Consider the following 26,174-nt stretch of genomic DNA (forward strand, 5'->3'; position numbering starts at 1 on the left):
ATGCGAGGTTCCATCCGACCGCTAAAAAATTAAATATTAACGGATGAAACATATTTTTCTTTTCCTGATGGCCGGCATGTTGTTAGCATCATGCAGCAAATTCCTGGAAGAAAAGCCGCAGAGCTTCCTCTCGCCGGAGAATTATTACAAAACAGCGGAAGACGCATTCGTTGCGCTTACAGGCGCTTACGATGCGATCGGCAGCGCCAGCGAAACATTCATAGCAAGGCGGCTGCAGTACATCACGTGGTTTGCCTCAGATGAAGCTTTGTCGCCCGCGCTCGCCCCGCAGAAGCCGCTGGATGAATTCAGCTATGTAGCGGATAACGACGACATATCCCGGACATGGAACAATATGTATGCCGCCATCAACGCGGCTAATATCGTTATCAACCGCGTTGCGGGCATAGCCATGAACGATTCCCTGAAAACGCAGTACCTGGCGGAAGCCCGGTTTTTGCGGGCGCTGAGCTATTTTTATGGTGTGAGGTTATGGGGCGATCTGCCGCTGGTTACCTTCGAAGTTGCTTCGCTCGATGAAGTGGACATTGCAAGGTCTCCGGTGAGCGATATTTATAACCAGATCATTGAAGACCTGGTGTATGCCGGGGAGCGCCTTGCGCCAACCAACCAGAACGGAAGGGCCAGGAAAGGAGCTGCCAAAGCATTGCTTGCAAAAGTATATCTTACAAGGGCTTCATCTGTAGCGGCGCAGCAGGGAGATTACCAGCGATGCGCAGACCTCTGCAGCGAAGTGATCGCCATGCCGCAGCATACGCTTTTGCCTGATTATGAAAAAGCGGTTGGCGCGGAAGATGAATTTAACAGGGAATCTTTATTCGAGTGGCAGGGCGACCGTGTTTTGATCTCCGCCGGCGAGCTCAGCATATTTGGCGCATTTGCCTTGCCAAGGGGCATGCTCGTTGTTCCCGGCCAGGCTGCTTCTGATGGCGGCGGCATTGCTGCCGAGGTGGCATATTTTAACCGGTATCCCGACAATGATTACCGCAAAGAATGCACGTTTTATACCTCCGGACCCGATAAGAACGGGAATACGGTTACCTGGCAACAGCTTGCGATGCCCTATCCCAGCCCAGCGAGGAAGTATGTGAATAAAAATGCCACAACAAGGGATGCGGCCGCGTTTGGCGGCAATTTCGTGGTGTTAAGGATGGCGGACGTGTACCTGATGAGAGCGGAAGCATTGAATGAAATTTCCGGCCCGACGAATGATGCATATGCGATGATCAACGCCATCAGGGCAAGGGCCAGGAACAGGAACGGATCAAACCCTTCCGCAACACCGGCAGACCTGCAGGGATTGTCGAAAGATACATTCCGTGATGCGGTGCTGAACGAAAGGGTGCTGGAGCTTGGGTTCGAAGGCCACCGCTGGTTCGACCTGGTGAGAACAAAGCGCCTGGTGCAAACCATCAAGGCCATCCATCCTGAATACCCGGTGACGGCTAAGCACCTGCTTTTCCCGATACCGGCCAATGAAGTTAAACTGAATCCGAAGATCAAACAGAACCCGGAATGGTAAAAATAACAAGGATACTGACGGCCATGCTGCTGCTGTGCACACTGCTCGTGAAAGGGCAGCATGTGCCGCAGCGGACGGTGCTCTGGCAGGCCAATGAGAACAACATCCTGGCGCATTTTGTGTATGGCCTGGCCGTTACAAAAAAAGGAACGATCCTGGCGTTCGCGGAAGCGCGGATCACGGAAAGCAAAGACGACGGCGCGCATCACCTTGTGCTGAAACGAAGTACGGACGGGGGGAAGACCTTCTACGCATCGACTCTCGTGAGCAGCAGCAACGGCCAGTCCTGGACCAATCCTACGATCGTGGAGGACGGCAAAACCCGGGAACTCTTCCTGTTCTACGCCCTGAATCACAGGAACGACAGTACGCAGGTATTTTATATCACCAGCAAAGACGATGGCCTGACCTGGTCCGCCGCTACGGAGATCACCCGCCTGTTCGACGGGAGCCCGAATGGATGGACCTTTCATCTCCCCGGCCCGGGCCATGGCATCCAGCTGAAGAACAAGCGGCTGGTGGTGCCGGTATGGCACCGGAAAGCCATTTCCTTCGTGGCTGCCGAACGGAAATACGGGGTGAACTGCCTCTACAGCGACGATCACGGTAAAACCTGGAAAGTTGGGGAAGATGCGCCGGTGGGGGAATTCAACGAATCGCAGATCGTGGAAAAAAAGAACGGCGACATCCTGCTGATAGGGCGCACCTATTCGCAGCAGGAAGGTTCTTTCCAGGCGAAAGTGGTGAGCCGCGACAAAGGACAAAGCTGGTCCGCACCCATCATGTACGACAAAGGCCTGACGGGTGCGGTTTGCGATATCGGGCTCACCCGTTATGCGTTCAAACCCAATATCATACTGGTTTCGCAGCCTGCCGATCTTAAAAAGAGAAGGGATCTTACCATCCGGCTGAGCAGGGATGAAGGCGAAACCTGGCCGGTGAGCAGATTGCTCCAGGAAGGCGGCTCTACTTATTCGGACCTGGCAGTGCTGCCGGATAAAAGTATCATTTGTTTATACGGTCACGGCGGCGCAAAGCATATGCCCGATACTGTTTCAATTGCACGGTTCAGCTTAAAGTGGCTGCTGGAAAATTCAAAATAAAATGCGGATCAGTTTCATGAAGAATATATGGTTGTGGTGCTTGGGCATTTTTATGATGACGCCTGTACATACAATGGCACAGGGCCTTTCGTGGGACAAGTCCGGCAACCTGCCCGTGAAGGAAGGGCTCAGCCACACGATTGCGGGCGTCAGCAATGGCGTATTGATCGTAGCGGGCGGCGGTAATTTTGACAAACCGCTTCAACAGGGCGGTCAGAAAATTGTATACGACCGCATCTACATCGCGAAAGATGCCCGCGCAGCGGAATGGACCGAAGCAGGGCGATTGCCCGCGCCGCTGGCCAATGCCGCGGTAGTGGGCCTGGACGGCGGTTTGCTTGTAATGGGCGGTACAGATGGCCAATCGGTTTCTGATAAGATATTCCTTTTGCGCTGGAACGCGGTTGCAGGGAAAGTTGAAACAGACACCGCTTTTCCCCGGCTGCCGGCGGCGCTATCTTCTTTATCCGCCGGGAGGATCGGTCATCATATTTACATCGCGGGCGGACAGGACGGAAATGACCACCCACAGCAAGGTTTCTGGCGGCTGGACTTGTCGCCGGAAAGCGGCAGGCAGTGGCAGCCGTTGCCCGCATGGCCCGGCGCTGCGCGCTCCGGTGCGGTGATGGCCACGCAAAGCAACGGGGAATATGAATGTTTGTATTTCTTTGGCGGAAAAGGAACAGCGGGGTACCTGAAAGACGGTTTTTCCTACGACCCGCGCCGCAATAAATGGAAACCGATGGAAGCAATGCCCAGGGCGTCATTCTACAGTTCGGCGCTGCCGCTGGGGCAAACGCATGTGCTGCTCTTCAGCGGGTCCGACGGGCATGATGCGGACAAAGCCATTGAGCTGGGTGACAACTATCATATGCCCAGCAATGTGCTGGCTTATCATACCATCACCAACACCTGGACGGAATTCAGCAACATGCCGGCCGGGGTGGCAGGCGCTGCGGCAGTACGCTGGAATAACAGGCTGCTGCTGGTGGGCGGGGAACTGCGGCCTGGCGTGCGCACCGGTGCAATACAAATGGCCACGCTGCAAACCGTTCGGCAAAAAAGCCAGTTCGGCTGGATAGATTACACGACGCTGGTGGTTTACCTGGCGGGGCTCGGCTTCATCAGCTATTACTTTTCGAAGAAAAAACAAACCTCGGAGGATTACCTGCTGGGGAGCAAAAATATTCCTTACTGGGCCGCGGGTATCAGCATCATGGCCACACAGGTGAGCGCCATCGGGTTTATGAGCATACCTGCGAAAGCGTATGCCGTGAACTGGGCCTACTTTGCGGGAGTGTTCACCTGGTTTATCGCCGTGCCCATCGTAACGCGCGCTTACATCCCGTTCATCCGGAAGATCAACGTGGCCAGCGCTTACCATTATCTTGAAGAACGTTTTAATTCCGGCGCGCGCCTGTTCGCCGCTTCCGTGTTCGTGCTATATCAACTGGCGCGGATGGGACTGGTGCTATACCTGCCCTCGCTGGCGCTGGCCGCTGTTACGCCTTTGGATACGGTTACCTGTATCCTGATCATGGGCGTGCTGAGCACGGTGTATACCGTAATGGGCGGTATTGAGGCGGTGATATGGATAGAAGTGGCCCAGGCTGCATTGTTGTTCGGTGGTGGCATCGTTTGCATGGTACTGGCCATTGCAGGCTTGGAAGGCGGGCTCAGCGATTTTTTTGTACAGGGTATTGCCGATCACAAATTCAGCCTCGGGGAAAGCGAATGGGATTTTACTTCCTCCTCGCTGATGGTGATACTGATCGGGAACATATTCATCCGCCTCGGCAATCTTACCAGCGACCAGGCCGTGGTACAACGGTATATGACCACCAGCAGCCTGAAGCAGGCGCAGAGGAGCGTCTGGGCGGACGTGTGGGTTTCGATACCCTGGGCACTGGTAGTGTACGGCCTGGGAACGGCGCTGTATATCTATTACAAGCAACACCCGGATCAGCTGAACCCCGCCATCGCGTCGGACGGCATATTGCCGATGTTCATCGCGCAACGCGCGCCGGTAGGGCTCAGCGGGCTGATCATCGCGGCCATATTCGCGGCTTCCATGTCCACGCTCGAAGGTTCCATACACAGCGTGGCCACCATTTTTACCACAGATTTTTATGCCAGGTTTAAAAAGAATATCACGCAAAAACAAACGGCCGTCACCGCAAGAATAGCCACGGTGGTGCTCGGCGTTTTTGCGACAGGGCTTTCGCTGGTATTGGTGTACATGGACGTGAACTCTATACTGGATGTGTTCCAGGAGATCACCGGCCTGTTCATCGGTGCATCCGCGGCCCTTTTCATGCTGGGCATCTTCACCAAAAGGGCCAATTCCACCGGGGCTTTGATCGGCGCTGTCAGCAGCGGGCTCATCCTGTACCTGGTAAAAACCATGACGCCGCTCAGCTTCTGGCTCTACAGCGCGATCGGTTTCCTGAGCTGTTATATCATCGGGTACCTGGCCAGCTGCATTTTCCCGGGGAAAAAGGGTTTGCAGGGACTGACGTATTATACCATCAACGATAAACTAAAAGAAAAATAAGATATGCAACAAGTGATTGCGCTGGAAGCAGGTTTGAACAAATACCAGCCGCTAAACAGGATCATCTGTTATGATGATTTCGACAGAGGGCTGAACGGATGGATGGACCTGCATCCCAATTATGTCGGGAAGGACTTTAACACGCTCAGGTACAGCCATGTCGATAAAACGCAGTGGGGGCCGCTGATGCTTAGCAGCGCCAGTTTCAGGCTGGCGGGTACGCATGGTTCGATGGACGGTACCTACTCCCTGAAATTATCCACGCGGCCCGTGGCCAATCCTTACACGGAAGCGCCGGCGCCGGGAAGCCTTTCGCACGGCATCAAACGGCTTACCACACACCTGCCAAGGGGCCTGCGGCAATATGAACTATGGTATGCGTATACGCCTGAGCAGGACCGGCAGGGCCTCAGCGAGCAGGCCATGCGCGCATTCGGCGTCTTCTTCGATATCCAGGATGACGAGTACAGGTATTTTATCGGTGCGCGGTATGTGAACGCCGTGAACGGTGAAATGGTCCGCCGCTGGCAGGTGTTCAAGGCGAAAGACGTGACGGATGTGCAGTGGGCCTATGGCGTGGAAGACGACTGGTGCAAAATGGGCATCGACGCCATGTGGTACGGCAACCGGTACGCAGACGGCTCCACAGACGGGTTCGAATGGATCCCGGACGGTTACCAGGACCTGTGCTATAACGAAAGCGACGATAAGATCAACTGGAGCTACCTGCGGCTCCTGATCGATACGGAAAAACGGGAGTACGTAGAGCTGCAGTCCGGCAACAGGACCTTTGATCTGAGAGGGGTGAAACCCACCCTCACAGCACCTTACGCGAGAATAAAAGGTTTGTTCAACCCCAGCATGTGGGTGGAAAACGATACGGACAGACGGGTATTTTTTTACGTGGACTCAGTGGTTATTTCAGCTGAATAATTATTAAAAAGATGATGAGACAGTTTCATGCTGCTGCGGTAGAACGCAGGAAATATTTTAAAGGAGAGATCAGCTCGCATCCCATGGAAGCGGGATGGGCGGGAGAAGCTATTTTTTTCCTGATCGTTGAAGAGTTGAAAGGAAAGGACGCGCGGGTAAACGCTTTCGTGGAAATTTCGGCGGACGGCATTAACTGGATCAGGGAAGGCGCGGCTTTCCCTGTGATAGACCAGCCCGGGCATTATTTCTGCAAAGTGAGCCACTTCGGCAACTGGCTGCGGATCAATGGTGAAATATCCGGGCAGAACGCTGAAGTGAAGGCCTCCGTTCACCTTCACCTGAAATCATAGCTGACGCACAGACACAAATCAGGACATAAATATCAAATCAGGAAGCTACCTAAAGTTGACTTCAAAACTGGAAAAAAAAACCGCCGGGTGTTTACCCGGTGGTTTTTTTCATTTGATCTTACTTTCCGTTCAGTTTACCAGCACTTCCGCCAGTTTCTTTTCCAGCGCCTCACCGCGGAGGTTTTTCGCGATGATCCTGCCCTGCGGGTCCAGCAGGAAGTTCTGCGGGATGCCGCGGATGCCGTACAAACGCGCCACTTCATTTTCCCAGAACTTCAGGTCGCTTACCTGCACCCAGGTGAGCTTGTCGTCTGCGATCGCTTTCAGCCAGGCTTCTTTGCCGGTGGGCTGGTCCAGCGAAACGCCAAGTACCTCGAAGTTTTTGGATTTGTATTTTTCATACGCCTTCACCACATGCGGGTTTTCAGCGCGGCAGGGTCCGCACCAGGAAGCCCAGAAGTCGATCAACGTATATTTTCCCCTGAAATCGGTCAGCTTCACGGGTTTGCCTTCGGTGTCGTTCTGCGTGAACTCGGGCGCCTGCGCGCCGATAGCGGTGTTCTTCCAGCCGGAGAGCACTTTGGCGAACGCTTTGCCGTGAGTGCTTTCCTGCACACGGGGGGAGAGGGAGCTGAAGATGCCTTCTATTGTCTTCACATCGTCGGGCATGGAACCTGCGTAGGATTGCAGTGCATCTACCGCGATCACGGTATTGGGATTGGCTTTGACGTAACCCAGCAGCGCCGTTTTTTCTTCTTCGTTGATCGCTTTGTATTTATCGCGGTAGCTTTTCTGGAATGCTTCACTTTTGCGGGTGGCTTCATCCGCCGCGGAATATTCCTTACCCAGTTCGGCGTATTTGGCTTTCATGGCTTTGGTGGCTTCGTTCATGCGGTTGTAATCCGCATTCAGCGGGCCTCCGCTCACTACCGCTTCGCCGATCCCTTTTTCGCTGGTGATCTTCACCGTGCCTTTTTCAATATAAAAACTGAGCGATTCCATACGTATGGCCCTGCCTTCCTGTGGCCTGGGGCGCACCTGCAAGGTGCCGCGAACGGGGTTGGCAACTTTGCCCTTGAAGGCGAAGGCGCCCTGTTCCACGTCAGCAGAATCGGTGATGTTTTCCGCCCCGTTCCTGTAGTACAGGTAAGCTCTTGAAGGAGTGCCGGGATCTGTCACCTTGCCTTTAATTTCAAAAGGCACTTCCTGGGCGAGCAGCGTCAATGGCAGCAACAGCGCGGCTGCCGAGATCATCTTTTTCATATGGATGTATTTTTTTGATTTTAGAACGGACGGGTGTCGAGCGGGATGTTCCAGCCCGGGTTGTATTGTAAAATGGTGTTTGAAATATTGAGGATGAAGAAATCTGAATCCACATCCGCTTCGAATTTTTCGGTACCCAGCATGTGCACGATCCTGGCTTTGTGCCAGGGTTTGCCCGGCTCCAGCGAAAAACGCTTCAGGTCCAGCAGGCGTTTGATGCTGCCGATGGGTAATTCGCGGCGGCGCTCGTCCAGTACGGCTTTGATCACTTCATCCTGCGTGCCTGCGGCTACCTGCGGCGTGCCGGTTACGTAACGGTACTGCCGCAGCAGGTTCAGGTCCGTAAGGGCTTCCGCAAGCCTGTTGCTACGGGCGTAGGCTTCGGCGCGGATGAGCAGCAGCTCGGGATAGGAGAACCCGGTGGTCATCTGCGATTTGGAACCGCGGTAATATTGCACGCGCTCGCCGTCGTCGTAGGTAACGTTGTTGTAAGTGGTTTTGTAACCGGGCGCGGTGAGGAAGAAGAACTTGTACCGGAGGTCGCTGTCCTTGTCAAAAAGCGCGGTGAACTCAGCGGAAGGGTAGCTGCTGGACGAACGGCCCGCGCCGGCGTCGGTGGACCGGTACAGGAGTATCTCGCGGCTGTTCACGGCAGACAGGAAATTGTCCGGCGCCTTGATGGTGCTGCTGATCACGTTTGCGGGATTGGTCCAGGTGAAGTCGTTGTAATTGTACAATACCTTGCCCGGCCCGGCGGAAGCCGTTGCGGCGGTCCAGGCGAGATTGGCGTAATAAGCCGCGCTGTCGTACCTGTGCGTGAAGAGATGGTAATAAGCCAGCATGGTCTGCACCGCCGCTTTATTGGGGCGCGAGGGCCAGTTGGTGTTATCCGGCGCATCGGGAAGCGCGGCATGCAGGTCCTGCGCAACGAGCGAAAATATTTCTTCCTGCGTGGAAAGGTCTATCATGGGCGCGGTCACATCCGAACTGGTGAGGTAAGGAATGGTACGCGTGCTGTTGTTGCCGCCCGGCTTGTAAACGGGGCCGTAGAGCAGGGAATGGTGAAAATATCCCCAGGCACGGCCCGCCCTCGCCTGCGCCACCACGCTGCGCGCATATTGCACATCGCCGGAGCTGAGGTTCTGTATCTTGCCGATGCCGTCTATCACGTTGTTGAAATAAGCGGCGGCGCGATAGGTACCCCAGTCCCAGAAATAATCCGCGGTGTTAGGGTTGCTGTAAGGCTTACGGAAAGTATAGGCATTGTACCGGTCGATGTTCGGGTGGTTGTTCGCCTTGTAAGATATTTTACCGATGCCTTCGGAAAGCTCCAGGTTGTCTGTAAGATAACCCGGCATGCTGCCCAGGTTGTTGTCCAGGAAATTGAACTGCACAATGTAAGTGTGGTCCAGCAGGTGATCGAAATCCGCCACCTCGGAGGGTATCAGCTTTCCTTTCGGTTTCACGTCCAGGAACTTGTTGCAGGCGCTCAGCAGCAGGACTCCGGTTATAACGCTGATATATATACGAAATAGTCTCATCCTTTTTCAGTTTTTAGAGGGTAAACATGATTCCTACATAGAATTCCGGCCGCAGCGGCAGCGAGGTGTAGCCTTGTTCTGTAAAGGCTCCAGTACCGCCTGTGGTGTTCAGCTCGGATATTTCCGGATCGCGTTTGTCGCTGTTGGCCGTCAGCATAACGAGGTTGCGGGTCTGGAAATATATTTTGCTGTCTTTCACCCCGGCTCTTTTCAGCAGGTTCGGGTTCAGCGTATAGGCTACGGTTACGTCGCGGAGCTTCATGAAGCTGGCGCTTTCCACCAGCACGTCGGCATACGGGAAGTAGAACATGTCCATGTTCCAGGAAGTGAGTTTCGGATAGATGGTGTTGGCCTCGTCGCCCGGTTGCCGCCAGCGTTTCGCCACATTTTTGTTGATGTAGTTGGAACCGGTGAACGCGTCCTTCCGCAATACATTCCCCAGGCGGGCAATGAGCATGAAAGAAACATCGAAGCCTTTGTAGCCGAAGGTGTTGGTAAGGCTCATCACGTAAGGCGGGCGGGTGGTGCCGGCATACACAAGATCGCCCACGGCTGCGTTTCCGCCGCCCATCTTTTTGCCGGACTGGTCGTAGAACTGCGCTACGCCATTGTTGTCCAGCCCCGCAAAGCGGTAGGCATACAACGCGTCGAGCGGGTCGCCTTCTTTTCGGATGGCGCCGTTGGTAAGGGAAGAGGGATATATGTAGTTCACGTTATACTCTTTCACCTTGTTCTTGTTGTAAGCGAAAATGAAGTAGGCATTCCAGCTGAAAGCGGGGCGTTTCACAATATCCGCGTCCACAGACACTTCGAAGCCCTGGTTGAGGATTTTGCCGGCGTTCTTTACGAGCGAGCTGAAACCGCGGGTAGGGTCGATGGCGTCTGAAGCGAGGATGTCTTCGCTGTTCTTATGGTAGTAATCCAGCGTAACGCGAACAAGGTTGTGCGCGAACCCCATATCCAGCCCCAGGTTAGTCACTTTCGTTTTTTCCCAGCGCAGGGAGTTGTTGGGCGGCGAGGAGATCACGTAGTTGATGTCGCCGGTGAGATTGGAAAAGGTGCCCGGAGTCACGATCAGGAAAGGCCCGTTGTTGAGCGAGATATTCCCGTTGATGCCGTATGAGCCGCGGATATTGAGCTTGCTGATCCAGGGTACCTGGAAGAACTTCTCCCGCGAAAGCTTATACGTGGCGCCCGCGCTCCATAAAGGTTTGTAGCGGTACTTCGGATCTGTGCCGAAGAAGTTGGTCTGGTCCAGCCGTACGCTGCCGCTCAGCACGATCCGGTTGTCGTATTCGTAGGAACCGTTGGCGTACCAGCTCACGAAACGGTTGTCGTTGAACGAATAGCTGCCGATGCTGGCGGTTGGGCGGCTGGTGCCCAGCATGTCCGCATTATACAAGCCGGCATTGTAATCCGCATAGTTGAAGGTAGCGAAAGTGCCTGCCTGGTCGTTGTACCCGAAGCGGGTGGGATAGGTGTTGTTGTCGGTTTTGGTCTGGCTCACCTCCATTCCCGCGATGGCGGCCACATAATGGCGCAATCCCAGGTTCCGGTTGAAGCCCAGCTGACCTCTCAGCATGTACGACTGCATGATGCCCCTGCTTTCGTTGACCATCGCGCCATCGGGGATGTAGTGTTTGGAAGGGTTGGAAATGGATGTGGCGTCGTTGTAATGCTGGCGCATACGGTAGGAATTCTTATCGTAAATGGAACGGGAGTTGGTATTGCTCCTGGACCAGTTGCCGCCTAATTCCGCGGTAAGCCCTTCAAGAATAGTAGCCTGGATGTTGCCGCCGAAACGGAGCAGCAGTCCCTGTGCGTTGGTGGTTTCCAGCGCCAGGTCTTCCAGCGGGTTGTAATACATCGGTTTCAGGCCGGCCATGGCGGCGTAACGGTCTTCCTTCCTTTTGTTCTTCGTGAACACCTGCGCAGGCTGGCCGGTAACCGGGTCCACGACCAGGCTGTAGGGCTGGAGCAGCGAGGTGGAAGTATATCCCAGCAATTCGGACCATGAGCGCACGGGCGAGCGGCTGGTGTTGTAATTGACGTTGGTGAAGAGGTTGACGCCCAGGTTTTTCACCGGCCGCCATTCGTTCTTGAAATCCACGATCAACCGGTTGTCGCTGGAGCCCACGCTGTTGCCCTGGTTGGAGATGTAACGCACGGCGGCATTCAGCGAGCTTTTTTCGCCGCCACCTGTCAGGGAAATGTTGTGCTGCTGGGTGAACTGGTGCCGGAAATAATTTTTCTCCAGCTGCCCGATGCCGTTCTGCTGGCGGAGTGTGGCAATGCGGTCGTCCGCTTCCTTGGCCGTCACCCATCCCTGCGACTTGGCCACCAGCAGGTAATGCACTTCAGACAATGAACTGTAGTTGTTGTAAGTGTTCAGGTAAGTATTCTGGTCCTGGTTGTAAAGGTCTATTTCCGCATCTACATAGTCGGAGGCGGAAGCCCTGTTCAGGTAGCTGACCTGGGGTTTGAGGGTGATGCCGGTGGAGCCGCGGTATTGCACGCGGATAGCGCCGGAACGGCCTCTTTTGGTGGTGATCACGATCACGCCGTTGCTGGAGCGGGCGCCGTAAATGGACGCGGCTACAGCGTCTTTCAGCACGGTGATGCTTTCAATGTTATCTATGTTAATGCTTTCAAGGTCGCCCTGCGTGGGGTAACCATCTACCACCAGCAGCGGCTTCCTTTCAGCCGTAACAGTGGATACGCCGCGTATCTCCACGTTCCCTTCCTTGGTGATCACGACACCCGCGGCCTGCCCTTCCAGCGCGGCTCTCAGGTCGGGCCTGAGCTTCGATTCGAGGCGGGCGGGAGAAATGAAGGAAAAAGAACCCGTGGCCCGCTCCGCGGAAATGGTCTGGTAGCCGGTATTCACCACCTGCACCGCTTCCAGCCGGCTGGAAGCGGGCTGTAATTGCAGGGCGAGCACGGTACGGCCGGAAAGGCTTAGTTCCTGGCGGGTGAAACCGAGCGACGAAAATATGAGCACCGCGCGCTTGTCCACACCGGGCAGCGTAAACTCGCCCTGGTCGTTGGTCTGCGTGCCCTTCGTGGAGCCTTTTACGATCACGGACACACCGGCCAGTGGTTTGCCGTTTTCGTCCGTAACGCGGCCCGATATGTTGACTGCCGGGTCTTCCGCCACGGGCACGGGTTGTACGGGCATTACACGGCGCACAAGGAAAATGGTTTTGTCTTCGATGGAAAAATCCAGGCCCTGGTTCTGCAGCGCCTGTTTCATCAGTTCGTCCACCGGAACGTTCTTTACACGGAGGGTAACCGGCGATGCCTGTTGCAGCAGGTCGTAGTTATAAAACACGATATAGCCGGATTGCCGCTGGATGGCTTTAAAAACGGTGGTAAGCGGCACATGCTGACCTGTGAAGCTGACCCGTTGTGAACGGGCGGCGGCGCTTACATGCAGGAAGCCGATCAATAAAAGATAGGTAGACAGTTTCATAGCCCTCCATAAAACTTTGTGGTGGTACAAGGCATTCAAAAAATGCATAGATTTGACTTTGGTGATAAAATTGGTTCGCGTCAATAGTATCGCCCCGGCCGGCAATGTTAGCGCATTACCGGCTTTTTTACGGGCTGGTTGGTTGTTGGTTCGTTACTCTCTTGTCTAATAAGCGTTTGGTTTTTTAGTTAGAAAATATTATTGCAGGACTGTTATTTTTCTCCCGTCTATCCTGAATTTCACCTGGTTCTTTTCCAGTATCCGCAGCACGCTGCTCAGGGGCAGGCTGCGCTGCATGCCGCCGCCGAAGCGCAGATGCGAAACATTCGCCTCGTAAGCGACCGAGATGTCGTACCAGCGTTCCAGCTCTTTCATCACGGCGTGGATGTCCGCATTACTGAAGCTGAAATATCCGTTCTTCCATGCCACGGCATGCTCGGTATCCGCCGGTCCTACCTGAACCCGGCCGCCGGCCTGCACCGCCTGCTCGCCGGGCGACAGCTGGTGGCCGTTCACTTTCACCGCGCCTTCCAGCAGGGTCACATTCGCCGTTTTTTCCCCGGGGTAAGCCATCACGTTGAAGTGCGTGCCCGTCACCCGGATGTTCATGCTGTCGCTGGTTTTCACCACGAAGGGCTGGGAACTGTTCTTCGCCACTTCGAAATATGCTTCCCCGCTCAGCTCCACGATCCTTTCATCATCTTCGAACGACGTCGGGAAATTCAATGTGCTGGCGGCGTTGAGCCATACGGCCGTGCCGTCCGGCAGCATCACACGGTATTGCCCGCCGCGCGGCGTGGATAATTTGTTCCAGGCCACCGGCGCTTTTTTGTCCGTGGCGGCGTAAGCCAGCTGGCCGTTTTGCAGCTTGGTGACCTTCGCATTGCCCTGCTGTGCCAGTACGCCGTCTTTCGCATCGTCCAGCGTGATCACGGAGCCATTGGCCAGTGTGAGCGACGCCCGGTTGCCTCCAGGCGGCACATCGTTTTTGTAGCGGCCTTCCATGGCTGTGCCGGCCGGCGGCATAACCTCCCGGGTGGCCAGCAGCTGCCAGGCCCCGACGGCCAGGATGGCCGCTGCAACTGCCGCGGCTGTCCATTTCCACCAGCTGCGCCGCAAAGGCACTACCGGCGTTCCCGCATCAGAGCGCAGGATGCGTTCCTGCACCGGCTGCCAGCGGGCGGGGTTGTAAGGTTCATGCTCAGACGCGTCTAACATGAGTTCCGTCAGAACGGCGAGAAAAAGCTCCTCGTTCCGTTCGTCCTGTAAAAGATCGTTCAGCTCTTTTTCTTCAGCCTCAGACATACGGTCATAGAGACGCTGACCAAGTAAGAACCTTAGTTTGTCTTCCTGCATAAAATCGTAAGTATCATTAATGGAATAGTGCCAGTCTAAGAGGCCAGGCGCCCCTTTTCAATAACTAAGAATGCGCCGGGGCAAAAAAGGACCTATCGTCCTGAAAATATTTTTTTACAGCATCATCGCCATATGTGCGGCCCGTGCGTTCAGGCAAAAAAGGATCAGCAGCGCCGGGATGTGCTGCCCATGTCTGGCCAGGTGTTCCCGGATATCCCGCAAAGCCAGTACCAGCGTGTTTTTTACTGAATTCGGTGAAAGCCCCAGGCTCTCCGCGATCTCCGGGATGCTGAGCCCCTGCTGGCGGCTCATGATGAAAATGCGGCGGCGCTGCGGCGGCAGCTTCGAGACCGCCTGGGTAATGAGGCGCTGTGTTTCGTGCAGGGAAAGTTCTGCAGCGGGTGTGTTATCCGCTTCTTCTCCCGGCCAGGCATCGCTTCGCAATTGCAGCTCGCGGGCTTCCTTGCGGAGGTAGGTGTAGCATTCGTTGGCCACCACTTTGTAGAGCCAGGCTTTGGCGTGCGTAATACCGGCGAGCTTGTCGCGGCTGAGCCAGATGCGTAAAAAAGAAGACTGGATCACCTCTTCGGCGGCGGCGGCCTGCTTTACCATACGGAGAATGAACGGGTAAAGAACCGGCACCGATTGCCGGAAAAGTGTATTAAAGGCGCTCTCGTTCCCTTCGCTGATGCTTATGAACAGTTGGTTGATGTTATGATGCAGTAGCTCGTCCATGTACTGGTAACCTGTTGCCGCGGTTGGTTGATAGTTATTGCTTAAAAGTAGTAAAAAATGAACGGAAAAAGATGTTTGTGTAAAAGGGAAGCTGGCCGGGATGCAGAGATGATACGGTGAGCGGAGCAATATGCTGCCAGGTTCTTATGGATTTCCGGCGAAATTATTTTAACCGAATACTAAAATATTTAGTATAATTGCTAAATAATTGAGTAATCAGATTAACCAGTATCAGACATGTGCGGCGGCAAAGCAGATATCATTGCTGCTCTGCAAAAGGAGATCCATTCCTTGCAGGGTTATAAGGCAGGAAGCGATCATGCTGCTGTAAATATTGGTTTGGGGCCCGTGCTCCGTTCATTTCCCGATGCCATTTTCCCCACCGGCGTTATTCACGAATTCCTGACCGATGCGCCTGAGCAAACAGCTGCGTCCGGCGGTTTCATTGCCGGTTTACTGGCTGCGATGATGCAGCGGGGCGGCGCCTGTATCTGGATCGGTACTACGCGCAGGCTTTTTCCACCGGCGCTGAAGGCTTTCGGTGTGGAGCCGGACAGGTTCATTTTTGTGGACCTGGTGCGGGGAAAGGATGTGCTCTGGGCGATGGAGGAAAGTTTGAAATGTGAAGGATTGGCGGCCGTGGTGGCGGACCTGGGGGAGATCAGCTTCACGCAGTCCCGGCGGGTGCAGCTGGTGGTGGAGCAAAGCGGGGTCACTTGTTTCCTGCTGCGCACCGATCCCCGGAAGCTGAACCCGATAGCCAGCATGGCCCGTTGGAAGATCACGCCTTTGCCGAGCCTGTTGGAGGATGGCATGCCGGGAGTAGGATTTCCGCGCTGGCAGGTGGAACTGTTAAAGGTCCGCAATGGTAGTCCCGGTATATGGAACGTGGAATGGTCAGCCGGGCGGTTTGTTATGCTGCCGGAAGAAGCGCCTGCTGCTATGCCGGGCGGGAAAAGAAAAGCGGGGTAAGATGGTGAAGCGGTATGTGACGATATGGTTTTGTTATTTGAAGGCGTATAGGTTAACCGGGCGGTTTGTTATGCTGCCGGGAACAAATGCCTGCTGCCATGCGGGGCGGGAAAAGAAAAGCGGGTAAGATGGTGAAGCGGTATGTGACGATATGGTTTTGTTATTTGAAGGCGGATAGGTTAACCGGGCGGTTTGTTATGCTGCCGGGAACAAATGCCTGCTGCCATGCCGGGCGGGAAAAGAAAAGCGGGGTAAGGTGATGAAGCGGTATGTGACGATATGGTTCCCTCATTTATTGACGGATTGGATGATCCGCCGCCGCCCTGAGCTGCGGGATATATCATTTGTATTTGCGGAACCCTCGCATGGGCGGATGATGATCACTGCCGCCAGCAAAGCAGCGCAGGCGCAGGGTATCACAGAAGGCATGCCGGTAGCGGATGCAAAAGCGGTCGAGCCTTCCCTCCAGGTGTTCGACGGCCGGCCCGGCCTGGAAGAAAAACTGCTGAAAGCGCTGGGAGAATGGAGCATCCGCTTTACGCCCATCGCCGCGCTGGACCTGCCTGACGGCCTGGTGCTGGATGCCGCCGGCTGTGCGCATCTTTGGGGCGGGGAAGCGGCTTACCTGGAAGAGATCATCACCAAACTGCATACTGCGGGATTTGATGTGCGCGCAGCTATGGCAGATACCATTGGGGCGGCATGGGCTGTAGCCCGCTATGGTACGGAGTCCTGCGTCGTTCCGCCCGGTGAGCAGGCTGCTGCATTGCTGCCCCTGCATCCCGCCGCATTGCGCCCCGATCCTGCTGTGCTGACGAAGCTGCTGAAGCTCGGGTTTCACCGCATCGCGGGTTTTGCCAGTTTACCGAGGGCAGTGCTGCGCAGGCGTTTTGGGGAAGACCTGCTTACAAAGCTGAGCCAGGCATTGGGGCAGGCTGAAGAATTTATCCTGCCCATTTATATTAACCCGCCATACCAGGAAAGGCTGCACTGCCTGGAACCGATCCGCACAGCCACCGGTATCGGTATTGCGATAGAACGTTTGCTGGAAACATTATGCCGGCGCCTCGAATCGGAAGGCAAAGGCCTGCGGACCGCCGTACTGAAATGCTGCCGGGTAGACGGGAAAACGGTGCAGGCGGAGATCGGCACCAGCCGCGCATCGCACAGCCCCGCACATTTATACAAGCTCTTCGAACTCAAAATACCCACCATCGAGCCTGCGCTGGGTATCGAGCTGTTTGTGCTGGAAGCGCCGAAAGTGGAAGATACAGCACCACAGCAGGAAAAGATCTGGGCATCAGGGCCGGGGCTGGAAGATGCTTCTGTGGCGGAGTTGCTGGACAGGCTGGCAGGAAAGGCAGGCGCGGATGTTATCCGGCGTTTTTTGCCCGATGAGCATTACTGGCCCGAAAGGTCCGTTACGCCGGCATCTTCCCTGAAAGACAAACCGGCCGCGGGCTGGCGGCTGGACAGGCCCAGGCCTATCCTCCTGCTGCCAACGCCTGAAGCCATCAATGTAACCGCGCCCATTCCCGATTATCCGCCTATGCTCTTCCGCTACAGGGGCCGCCTGCATGAAATAAAAAAAGCCGACGGACCGGAACGCATAGAACGCGAATGGTGGCTGGAAGCCGGGGAGCACCGCGATTATTATACCGTGGAGGATGAACAGGGCCGGCGCTACTGGCTGTTCCGCTCCGGGCATTATAACGAAGACCAGCGCGGGCAGTGGTTTATACATGGTTTTTTTTCGTAGGGGGAAGCGTATGTGCTGCATCGCAGGAAAACGTAAGGAATTGGATATGCCTGCGACTAACACAACTCAGTGCAGGTAGTAGTTTATGCGTTTTTTCATAAAGGGAAAAGCATACGTGTGCTGCATCGAAAGGAAACGTGGACATATTGAACATGCCTTTTGGTCAACGCTGATCAGCGTTGATACTGGGTCATGCATGTTTTTTAAAAGAAAAGGCTATGTGGTATTGCAAGAGAAAAAGATCAGCGCCGGCATTGGCGTATACGTTTTTATAAAGTGAGGATATGCGGTATGTTGAATTACAGGTAACCAGCAATTTCAGTTTCCTCCGGGGCGCTTCGCATCCCGAAGAACTGGTGAGCCAGGCCGCGGAATATGGTTATGACGCTATCGCTATTACAGACCGCAACAGTTTTGCCGGGATCGTACGTGGCCACGCCGCCGCAAAGGAAACCGGCATCCGCATCATTCCCGCCTGCCGGCTCGATCTGCTGGATGGTCCCAGCCTGCTGGCTTATCCTACAGACCGTGAAGCGTATGGCCGGCTTTCAGCACTGCTCACCGTTGGTAATCTCCGCGCTGAAAAAGGAGATTGCCATTTATACCGGCAGGATGTATACGGCCACCGCCAGGGCATGAAATTCATTGCGGTGCCACCCGCTACGCTGAATGCGCAGTTTGATCTCGATGAAGAATTTAAAGCCGCATTGCAGCAATACCGCGAGGTGATCGGCAGCGATCTGTACCTGGGCGCAAGCCGTTCCTACGACGGCGATGATCAAAAAAAACTCTACCGGCTTTCGCGCCTGGCCGAAAAGCTGGACATTCCGCTGGTGGCCACCAACGATGTGCATTATCACATCCCCGAACGCCGGGAACTGCAGGACGTGCTCACCTGCGTGCGGGAAAAATGTACGGTTTACAACGCAGGATACCTGCTGCTCAGCAACGCGGAACGTTACCTGAAACGCATCGATGAAATGCGCCGCCTTTTCATGAAATACCCTGACGCTATCAGGCGGAGCACGGAGATCGCGGATGCATGCCGCTTTTCGCTGGACAGCCTGAAATATGTTTACCCCGAAGAGATCACCACCGGCGGCCGCACGCCGCAGGAAGAACTGACATACCTGGCCTGGGAAGGCGCACACCGGCATTTCGGAGCACACATTCCGGAAAAGATCGCCTCAGCCATCAATTATGAGCTGGCCTTTATGGAAGAAATGAACTATGCTTCCTATTTCCTGACGGTATACGACATCGTACGGTTTGCCCGCAGCCAGGGCATCCTGTGCCAGGGGCGGGGATCAGCGGCCAATTCCACGGTATGTTATTGCCTCGGCATCACCGCGGTGAACCCCGAGAAATTCGATCTCCTGTTCGAACGTTTTATTTCATCCGCAAGAAATGAACCGCCGGATATTGACGTGGATTTTGAACACGAGCGCCGGGAAGAAGTGATCCAGTACATCTATGACAAATACGGCCGCGACCGGGCCGCCATCGTGGCTACCGTTACCCAGCAACGCCAGAAAGGTTCCGTGAGGGACGTGGGAAAGGCCATGGGACTGTCGCTGGATATGATCGACCGGCTGAGCGGTGCATTATCTTATTTTGATGAAGGGGTGGACGAAGACCGGATCAGGGAAGAAGGCCTTGACCCGGCAGACCCGCATCTGAAAAAAGTAATAGAACTGACGGAACAGATGATGGGCTTCCCGCGGCAGCTGGGGCAGCACACCGGCGGCTTCGTGATCACGCGCGGAAAGCTGACCGACCTCTGCCCGATCATGAACGCGCGCATGGAAAACAGGACCAGCATTGAATGGAATAAGGATGACATAGACGTGCTGGGCTTCCTGAAAATAGACGTGCTGGCGCTGGGCATGCTCACCTGCATCCGCAAAGCGTTTACCCTGGCGGAGGAACACTACGGCCTGCATCTCACGCTGGCCAATATCCCGCAGGACGATCCCGCTGTGTACGAAATGATCAGCCGCGCGGATACCCTCGGCGTATTCCAGATCGAAAGCAGGGCGCAAATGTCCATGCTGCCAAGGCTGCGGCCTGAAAATTTTTATGACCTGGTGATAGAAGTGGCCATCGTGCGGCCGGGGCCGATACAGGGGGACATGGTGCATCCCTACCTGCGGCGGCGCAATGGCGAAGAAGATGTTACATACCCTTCGAAGGAGCTGGAAGATATACTGGGCCGCACTTTAGGCGTACCGCTGTTCCAGGAGCAGGCCATGAAAATAGCGATCGTTGCCGCAGGATTTACGCCGGCGGAAGCGGATGAATTACGCCGGAGCATGGCTACTTTCAAATCGCACGGGAAGGTATCGCGTTTTGAAAAGAAACTCGTGGATGGCATGGTGGCAAACGGGTATGAAGAAGATTTCGCCCGCCGCGTATTCCGCCAGCTGGAGGGCTTCGGCAGCTACGGCTTTCCCGAAAGCCATGCCGCCAGCTTTGCGCTGCTGGTATATGTCAGTTCCTGGCTGAAATGTTTTTATCCTGACGTATTCGCCACAGCATTGCTCAACAGTATGCCGATGGGCTTTTACCAGCCCGCGCAGATCGTGATAGACGCGCGCAGGCACGGGGTGGAGGTCAGGCCCGTGGATGTGAACCACTCCATGTGGGATAATACGCTGGAAGATGGCGCGGAAAAATACAGGGCCATCCGCCTCGGTTTCCGCCAGGTGAGCGGGCTGAAGCAGAATGATATGGACAAGCTCACCGCCTCGCGCGGAACCGGGTATACCAGCATTACCGCGCTGCGCGATGCCGGCCTGCCGCAAACCACGCTGGAAAAACTGGCCGATGCGGACGCTTTCCGCTCCCTCGGGCTGGACCGGCGGCAGGCGCTGTGGGAAGTGTCCGCCCTGCACGATACGCCTGTGGCAATGTTTGCCGGCCAACCTTCTCCCAGTGCCCACGAAGCACAGGTATCGCTGCCGTTTATGACCGAAGCGGAACACGTGATACAGGACTATGCCGCCACTACTTTATCGTTGAAGGCGCACCCGGTAAGTTTTGTACGGGAAAAACTAAAGCTCCTGCATGTGCTCAGCACCCAGGAGATCTACGAAACAAAAGACGGCGCGATCGTAAAAGTAGCGGGGCTGGTATTGGTGCGGCAACGGCCGTCTACCGCCAGCGGCATCTGTTTTATCACCATTGAAGACGAAACCAATTTTTCCAACCTGGTGGTGTTTGAAAGCCTGTTTGCGAAATACCGCAAAGAGATCGTCCAGTCGCGGCTGCTGATGGTGGAAGGCAAGGTGCAGCGGGAGGGGGAAGTGGTGCACGTGATCGTCCAGAAATGTTATAACCTCACCAAACTGCTCAGCGGGCTCACCATTCCCGGCAACGATGACCAGCCTGTGCTTGCCCCGGCCGAAGTAAAAAAACAAACAGGTATCAGCGAAACTGACGCAAAGGACGTATTTTACAAGGGACGGAATTTTAAGTGATGCCCTGCCCGGATTTGAACGTTTTTTGTCCGGATATGGACAATTGCTTCCATCCATGGTATTGATTATCATATAATTATCCCATGGCATCATTCGTGCGCCAGCCTCCGCAGCAAATACCAATATATGCTCAGGAACAACCTAAAGATCGCTTACAGGAACATCTGGAAAGACAGGGTGTACAGCATCATCAATATTCTGGGCCTCGCCCTGGCCACCACCGTCTTCCTGCTGATCGTCCACTATGTGCGGTTCGAACATAGCTATGAAGATATTCATGCCAAAGCGGATAACATTTACCGGGTAACGCTGGATCTTTACAACGGTTCAGAATTGGTAACAACGGATTGTGAAACCTATCCCGTATTAGGCCCGCGTATGCTGAGGGATATGCCCGAAGTGAAAAATTACGCCCGCGTGGAGCATATCGGCCCTACGGAAGTAAAGTCCGGGGACAAAGGATTTATTATAGACCGGGTATTTGCCGCCGATTCGCAATACTTCTCCATGTTCGATGTTGATTTTATTAAGGGAGATAAAAGCCGGGCGCTCACCAGTCCCGACCAGGTTTTGCTAAGCGGAACGGCCGCCAGGAAGATCTTCGGGGAACAGGACCCCATGGGCAAGGTTTTGCGGATGCACCATTTCACCGTAACAGTGGCGGGCGTATTCAAGGATATCCCCGGAAACACGCATCTTAAATTCGATATGCTGCTTCCTTTCTCGCGGGTGACCACCACCGATCCCTTGCTGAATTCATGGAACAGCAACAATAACTATACTTACGTAGAACTGACGCCTGGCGCTACACTGGCCGCACTGAACCGGAAACTCCATAAGTTATCGAAAGAGCACCTGAAGCAGGAAATACTGACCGCCGCTCCCATCAAAGATATTCACCTCTATTCCAAGCGCTCCTACGAACCGGAGCCGCCCGGGAACATCAATACAGTAAGGTTCCTGCTGATCATCGCCATCCTTATCCTTTTGATCGGCTCGGTGAATTATGTGAACCTCACCACCGCACGGTCTTCCGAAAGGCTCAAAGAAGCCGGTATCAGGAAAGTGCTGGGCTCCTCGCGCCTGGGGCTGATCCGCCAGTTCTTCCTGGAATCGCTGATCGTAAATTTTATTTCATTTATACTCGCGCTGGCACTGGTGTACGTGCTCATGCCCGTTTACCTGCAGCTTGTGAACAAGCCGGTGGACTTACAGATCTTCAATTCCGCTTCGTTCTGGATCACCTGCGTATTGTTATTCGGCATGAACTGTTTACTGTCGGGCCTGCAGCCTGCCATCATGCTTTCTTCCGTGAAACCGGTGGTGGTGATGAGCAGAACTTCCGGCAGCGGCGGCGCAAAAGGAGGGGCATTGAGGAAAACGCTGGTAGTAGGCCAGTTTGCCGTGGCCATCGTGGTGCTGTCCTTTATCGTCATTATTTACCGGCAGCTGCAATACATGCGGGAACAGGATAAAGGGATGAACATCAGCCAGGTGCTGGTGATCAACGAACGCTACGACGGCAGCAGCGATTCCCTGAGGGAGAGTAAACATACGGCACTGCGCAGCGAGCTGCTCAGGCTGTCCGCCGTAAAAGGCGTAACGGCCTCGGCGGCATTACCCGGCGTGGATGTAAACGATCTCAATACCACCAACAACGTACGGAAATTAGGCGCCGAATTGAATGGGTACAACTTTTACACCTATGCGGTGGACGCGCACTTCCTGCCGGTCATGGAAATAGAACTGGCCGCAGGCAGGAATTTCAGGGAAGGCGGGGAACAGGGTTTGGATGTGCTGATCAACGAAGAAGCTGCCCGCTTGCTTGGTTTCGCGTCGCCCGAAAAAGCGGTCGGCCAGCAGATATTCTATGGTACAAACCGCACGGTAGTAGGCGTAGTGAAGAACTTCAACCAGCGTTCCTCCAAAGAAGCGCGTATTCCCATCATCCATTATTATAAGCCGGACAATGCGCAGTATTTTGCCGTAAAGCTCAATTCCACCGACGCCCGGAGCGTAATTGAGGCCGCGGAAAAAATCTGGCAGGCAACTTATCCCGGGAGGGCGTTTGATTATTTTTTCCTGGACCAGCTGTACGATCAGCAATATAAGGCCGACCGGCAATTTGGCAGGATCATAGGCGTATTCACTGTTTTTTCTGTCTTCATCACCTGCCTCGGCCTGCTGGGACTTACCGCTCACAATATTGCACGCCGCACAAAAGAGATCGGCATCCGGAAAGTACTGGGCGCGAGCGTCACAGAGATCGTCCGACTTTTTGCAAAGGACTATGTGAAGCTGGTATTCATCGCGATGGTAGTAGGTGTGCCTGTTGCCGTATGGGCACAGCAGCTGTGGTTGCAGGACTTTGCGATACGTGCTTCCATGCCCTGGTGGATCTTTGCGCTGGCGGGAGCGGTCACCCTGCTGATCGCATTGTTCACCGTCAGCCTCCAGTCCGTAAAAGCCGCGCTGGTGAATCCTGTGAATAGCCTGGGCGCTGAATAAGCTGTATACTATTCACCTGGCGGCGGCGTTATAGACGGGCACAATCCCAAACATTCCCGCCAGATGAAAAAATATCTCTTTCTTTTATTTTACCTGTTACCTTTCACCGGCTACAGCCAGCATATCCGGCATTTTATTTTCTTCTCCCGCGACAGGCACCTGTTGCAGGATTCCGCGTTTTATAACAACCCCGGTGTGGCCGGCGCGCAGGTCACTTATCCCTGGAGAAAACTGGAGCCGCGGAAGGACGTCTACGATTTCAGCGAAATCGAATCGGATGTTTTATTCCTCGCCTCAAAAGGGAAAAAATTATTTATGCAATTGCAGGATGTGACGTTTGACAGCACCATCAATGCTGTGCCGGCCTATCTTTTAACAGATCCTGTGTATAGCGGCGGGCAGGCCGCGCAATATGGGATCACCAAAGAAGGAAAGGCCATAAAAGCCGGCTGGGTGATGCGCCGCTGGGACGATGCTGTGCTACGGCGTTTCCACCTGCTGATAGAAAAACTGGCCGAACGTTTTGACGGCCGGATAGAAGGGATCAACCTGGCGGAAACGGCGGTAGATTTCCCGAAGGTGGAAGGGCTTGTGCCGCAGGGCTTTACGCCGGAAGCATACCTGGAAGGCGTTAAAAAGAACATGCGGGCTGTAAAGCAATACTTCCGGCAGTCCACCGGCTTGCTGTACGCCAATTTTATGCCTTACGATTCGCGAGCGGACCTGGTGGCTTTATATGATTATGCAGTAAAGATTAACATGGGCATGGGCGGGCCGGACATAAAAGTTTACCGCGAAGCGCAAATGCAAAACAGTTACCCGCTGATACGGAGCCTGGCCGGTAAAGTGCCTACCGGTGTGGCGGTGCAGGAAGGTAATTATTCCGTTATCCATCCCAAAACAGGGAAGCCGGTTACGGAGCACGACATCCTGGATTTCGCGACGGATTACCTGAAGCTTGATTATATTTTCTGGTGCACGGAAGCGCCATATTATAAAGAAAAAGTTTTGCCGCTGTTAACCTCACTGGGCAGGTAGCCCCGGATACCCTTGCAGCGGCTCTTTCAGCGAATTAATGATAAGTTCACTCACGATAATTTTCTCCGCGCCGGAAAGTCTGTAACTTTTCGTAAACGCTTAGTAAAGTGAGATCCCTTGTTTTTATAACCTTATTCCCGGTCCTACTCGTATTGTTCACCAGTTGCTCCAAAAACGACGCACTGCCCGACCCGTACCCCACGGACAGTCTTGGAAAGATCAACCGCTGGATGCTGGACAGTATGCGGCGCTTCTATTACTGGAACGAGCAGATCCCAGCCAAACCTGATCATTCGCTCAGCCCGGAACTGTTCTTCAAAAGCCTGCTTTCTTCCTCCGACCGTTTTTCCCATATCAGCGGGCCCAATGTGCCGCCTGCCACCAATTCCTATTTCAGTTTCGGGTTCCATTATGCAATGTTGCAGGTGCCCGGGTATGATCATTATATCGGCGTGGTAACCTTCGTGAATGTAAACGGCGCGGCAGACCGGGCCGGATTGAAGCGGGGCGGCTATTTCATGAAAGTGAACGGCCGGCAGATAGACGCACAGAATTTGAGTGAGATCAACCGTCAGCTGAATGAAAAAGGAACCATCACCCTGACTGCGGCCATATTCAACAATAATGCGTGGGAACCCGGCGCGGACATACCGCTCAGCCCCGGCTATTCCCGCGAGAACCCCGTGTATTACACCCGCATTTTCACCAAAGGAAGCACCAAAACCGGTTACCTCTATTATACTTCTTTCGACGAATCCTTCGACGGCAGCCTGCTGGATGCTTTCAGGAAATTTAAAGAGGCTGGCATCAGCGAGCTGGTGCTGGACCTGCGGTACAACGCCGGCGGCAGCGTGGCCAGCAGCGCCAAGCTCGCGGCCCTGGTTACGCATAAGCTCAATGCGGGCGAAGTGTACGCCATTTACGAAGGCAACCGCAACGAAGGCCGCCGCACGCGTACGTTGCAGGCCGTGCTGAATACCTCCGCCAGCGCGGCGGGGCGGCAGTACAGCGATCTGCAGCCCAACCAGCTGCAGCTCAGCAGGGTATTTGTGCTTACCACCAAAGCCACCGTGTCTGCCGCAGAGCTGGTGGTTAATAACCTGAAACCTTTCCTCAGCATGGTGCAGATCGGGGAGGCCACCGCAGGAAAAGATGAGGCCAGCTTTACGATCACGGACCAGCGCACACCGCGCCAGGTAGACTGGACGCTGCAGCCCATCGTCTACAAATTGTTCAACAAAAACAGCGAGGGAGGTTATTCTGCGGGTCTCGTGCCGCAATACGCCCTGTCTGAAGCGGGCGTGCTGCCCCTGGGTGCAATTGGAGACGGCAACGATGTGCTTACCGCCAAAGCGCTGGAAATAATTTACGGCCCCGGCTTCACCGGTACGCCAACTGATTTGCGGACGGCGCCGCCGCACCGGCGGATACAGGTAAAACCGGTGTATGAGTCCGCAACAGAACAGGCGGCCCGGTCCGCGCCCGTCTCGATAGTGCAATGAAACTCAGGCGGATAGCCTGTGTACGCACCATGGTGTGTACCCGAATTAACCTTTAATTAATAGACA

General features: G+C 54.7%; 16 protein-coding genes. 11 read left to right on the forward strand and 5 right to left on the reverse strand.

The window, feature by feature from the left end; translation table 11 throughout:
- Positions 1 to 43 precede the first annotated feature (43 nt).
- From ACTJIK_RS07015 to ACTJIK_RS07035, 5 genes are read left to right on the forward strand one after another with little or no spacing between them, the layout of a single operon-like run.
- Entirely contained in the window at positions 44 to 1,543 is a 1,500-nt protein-coding gene (locus ACTJIK_RS07015; protein WP_440645647.1) for a RagB/SusD family nutrient uptake outer membrane protein, read from the forward strand.
- Complete coding sequence (locus tag ACTJIK_RS07020) at positions 1,537 to 2,646, forward strand: sialidase family protein (protein WP_440645648.1); 1,110 nt, start codon at positions 1,537 to 1,539, stop codon at positions 2,644 to 2,646. Before ACTJIK_RS07015 ends, ACTJIK_RS07020 begins: the two co-directional genes overlap by 7 nt.
- 16 nt (positions 2,647 to 2,662) lie before the next feature.
- Entirely contained in the window at positions 2,663 to 5,200 is a 2,538-nt protein-coding gene (locus tag ACTJIK_RS07025) for a sodium:solute symporter family transporter (protein WP_440645649.1), read from the forward strand.
- A gap of 3 nt (positions 5,201 to 5,203) precedes the next feature.
- Positions 5,204 to 6,133, forward strand: coding sequence for a DUF6772 family protein (locus tag ACTJIK_RS07030; protein WP_440645650.1), 930 nt, complete (start codon positions 5,204 to 5,206; stop codon positions 6,131 to 6,133).
- Positions 6,134 to 6,144: 11 nt separating this feature from the next.
- Entirely contained in the window at positions 6,145 to 6,483 is a 339-nt protein-coding gene (locus tag ACTJIK_RS07035) for a hypothetical protein (protein ID WP_440645651.1), read from the forward strand.
- A 129-nt stretch (positions 6,484 to 6,612) separates the two neighbouring features.
- Here ACTJIK_RS07035 and ACTJIK_RS07040 read toward each other — a convergent pair whose 3' ends face one another.
- From ACTJIK_RS07040 to ACTJIK_RS07060, 5 genes are all read right to left on the reverse strand, one after another.
- Positions 6,613 to 7,746, reverse strand: a complete 1,134-nt coding sequence (locus tag ACTJIK_RS07040; RefSeq protein ID WP_440645652.1) for a redoxin domain-containing protein — start codon at positions 7,744 to 7,746, stop codon at positions 6,613 to 6,615.
- A gap of 20 nt (positions 7,747 to 7,766) precedes the next feature.
- Positions 7,767 to 9,287, reverse strand: coding sequence for a RagB/SusD family nutrient uptake outer membrane protein (locus ACTJIK_RS07045; protein WP_440645653.1), 1,521 nt, complete (start codon positions 9,285 to 9,287; stop codon positions 7,767 to 7,769).
- A gap of 13 nt (positions 9,288 to 9,300) precedes the next feature.
- Positions 9,301 to 12,759, reverse strand: a complete 3,459-nt coding sequence (locus ACTJIK_RS07050; protein WP_440645654.1) for a SusC/RagA family TonB-linked outer membrane protein — start codon at positions 12,757 to 12,759, stop codon at positions 9,301 to 9,303.
- 198 nt (positions 12,760 to 12,957) lie between these two features.
- Complete coding sequence (locus ACTJIK_RS07055; RefSeq protein ID WP_440645655.1) at positions 12,958 to 14,064, reverse strand: FecR family protein; 1,107 nt, start codon at positions 14,062 to 14,064, stop codon at positions 12,958 to 12,960.
- Between the two features lie 165 nt (positions 14,065 to 14,229).
- Entirely contained in the window at positions 14,230 to 14,850 is a 621-nt protein-coding gene (locus tag ACTJIK_RS07060; RefSeq protein ID WP_440645656.1) for an RNA polymerase sigma factor, read from the reverse strand.
- A gap of 348 nt (positions 14,851 to 15,198) precedes the next feature.
- Here ACTJIK_RS07060 and ACTJIK_RS07065 point away from each other — a divergent pair, with 348 nt between their 5' ends.
- The 6 genes from ACTJIK_RS07065 to ACTJIK_RS07090 all read left to right on the forward strand — a co-directional run bounded on the left by ACTJIK_RS07065 (position 15,199) and on the right by ACTJIK_RS07090 (position 26,108).
- Positions 15,199 to 15,822, forward strand: a complete 624-nt coding sequence (locus ACTJIK_RS07065) for an ImuA family protein (protein ID WP_440645657.1) — start codon at positions 15,199 to 15,201, stop codon at positions 15,820 to 15,822.
- A gap of 259 nt (positions 15,823 to 16,081) precedes the next feature.
- On the forward strand, positions 16,082 to 17,581 hold the full coding sequence (locus tag ACTJIK_RS07070; RefSeq protein ID WP_440646140.1) for a Y-family DNA polymerase: 1,500 nt from the start codon (positions 16,082 to 16,084) through the stop codon (positions 17,579 to 17,581).
- Between the two features lie 284 nt (positions 17,582 to 17,865).
- Positions 17,866 to 21,060 carry an error-prone DNA polymerase gene (locus ACTJIK_RS07075; protein ID WP_440645658.1) on the forward strand — a complete coding sequence of 1,065 codons (3,195 nt, stop codon included), beginning with the start codon at positions 17,866 to 17,868 and terminating at the stop codon, positions 21,058 to 21,060.
- A 126-nt stretch (positions 21,061 to 21,186) separates the two neighbouring features.
- Entirely contained in the window at positions 21,187 to 23,568 is a 2,382-nt protein-coding gene (locus tag ACTJIK_RS07080; protein WP_440645659.1) for an ABC transporter permease, read from the forward strand.
- Positions 23,569 to 23,631: 63 nt separating this feature from the next.
- Positions 23,632 to 24,606 carry a hypothetical protein gene (locus ACTJIK_RS07085; RefSeq protein WP_440645660.1) on the forward strand — a complete coding sequence of 325 codons (975 nt, stop codon included), beginning with the start codon at positions 23,632 to 23,634 and terminating at the stop codon, positions 24,604 to 24,606.
- A gap of 107 nt (positions 24,607 to 24,713) precedes the next feature.
- Positions 24,714 to 26,108, forward strand: a complete 1,395-nt coding sequence (locus ACTJIK_RS07090) for a S41 family peptidase (RefSeq protein ID WP_440645661.1) — start codon at positions 24,714 to 24,716, stop codon at positions 26,106 to 26,108.
- Positions 26,109 to 26,174 lie beyond the last annotated feature (66 nt).

Source organism: Chitinophaga sp. 22620, from assembly GCF_052044405.1.
In the GTDB taxonomy this organism is placed as follows: domain Bacteria; phylum Bacteroidota; class Bacteroidia; order Chitinophagales; family Chitinophagaceae; genus Chitinophaga.

Coding starts and splice junctions, on each gene's coding strand:
- ACTJIK_RS07015 (WP_440645647.1), top strand. CDS start 44: ATGAAACATATTTTTCTTTTCCTGATGGCCGGCATGTTGTTAGCATCA.
- ACTJIK_RS07020 (WP_440645648.1), top strand. CDS start 1,537: ATGGTAAAAATAACAAGGATACTGACGGCCATGCTGCTGCTGTGCACA.
- ACTJIK_RS07025 (WP_440645649.1), top strand. CDS start 2,663: ATGAAGAATATATGGTTGTGGTGCTTGGGCATTTTTATGATGACGCCT.
- ACTJIK_RS07030 (WP_440645650.1), top strand. CDS start 5,204: ATGCAACAAGTGATTGCGCTGGAAGCAGGTTTGAACAAATACCAGCCG.
- ACTJIK_RS07035 (WP_440645651.1), top strand. CDS start 6,145: ATGATGAGACAGTTTCATGCTGCTGCGGTAGAACGCAGGAAATATTTT.
- ACTJIK_RS07040 (WP_440645652.1), bottom strand. CDS start 7,746: ATGAAAAAGATGATCTCGGCAGCCGCGCTGTTGCTGCCATTGACGCTG.
- ACTJIK_RS07045 (WP_440645653.1), bottom strand. CDS start 9,287: ATGAGACTATTTCGTATATATATCAGCGTTATAACCGGAGTCCTGCTG.
- ACTJIK_RS07050 (WP_440645654.1), bottom strand. CDS start 12,759: ATGAAACTGTCTACCTATCTTTTATTGATCGGCTTCCTGCATGTAAGC.
- ACTJIK_RS07055 (WP_440645655.1), bottom strand. CDS start 14,064: ATGTCTGAGGCTGAAGAAAAAGAGCTGAACGATCTTTTACAGGACGAA.
- ACTJIK_RS07060 (WP_440645656.1), bottom strand. CDS start 14,850: ATGGACGAGCTACTGCATCATAACATCAACCAACTGTTCATAAGCATC.
- ACTJIK_RS07070 (WP_440646140.1), top strand. CDS start 16,082: ATGAAGCGGTATGTGACGATATGGTTCCCTCATTTATTGACGGATTGG.
- ACTJIK_RS07075 (WP_440645658.1), top strand. CDS start 17,866: ATGCGGTATGTTGAATTACAGGTAACCAGCAATTTCAGTTTCCTCCGG.
- ACTJIK_RS07080 (WP_440645659.1), top strand. CDS start 21,187: ATGCTCAGGAACAACCTAAAGATCGCTTACAGGAACATCTGGAAAGAC.
- ACTJIK_RS07085 (WP_440645660.1), top strand. CDS start 23,632: ATGAAAAAATATCTCTTTCTTTTATTTTACCTGTTACCTTTCACCGGC.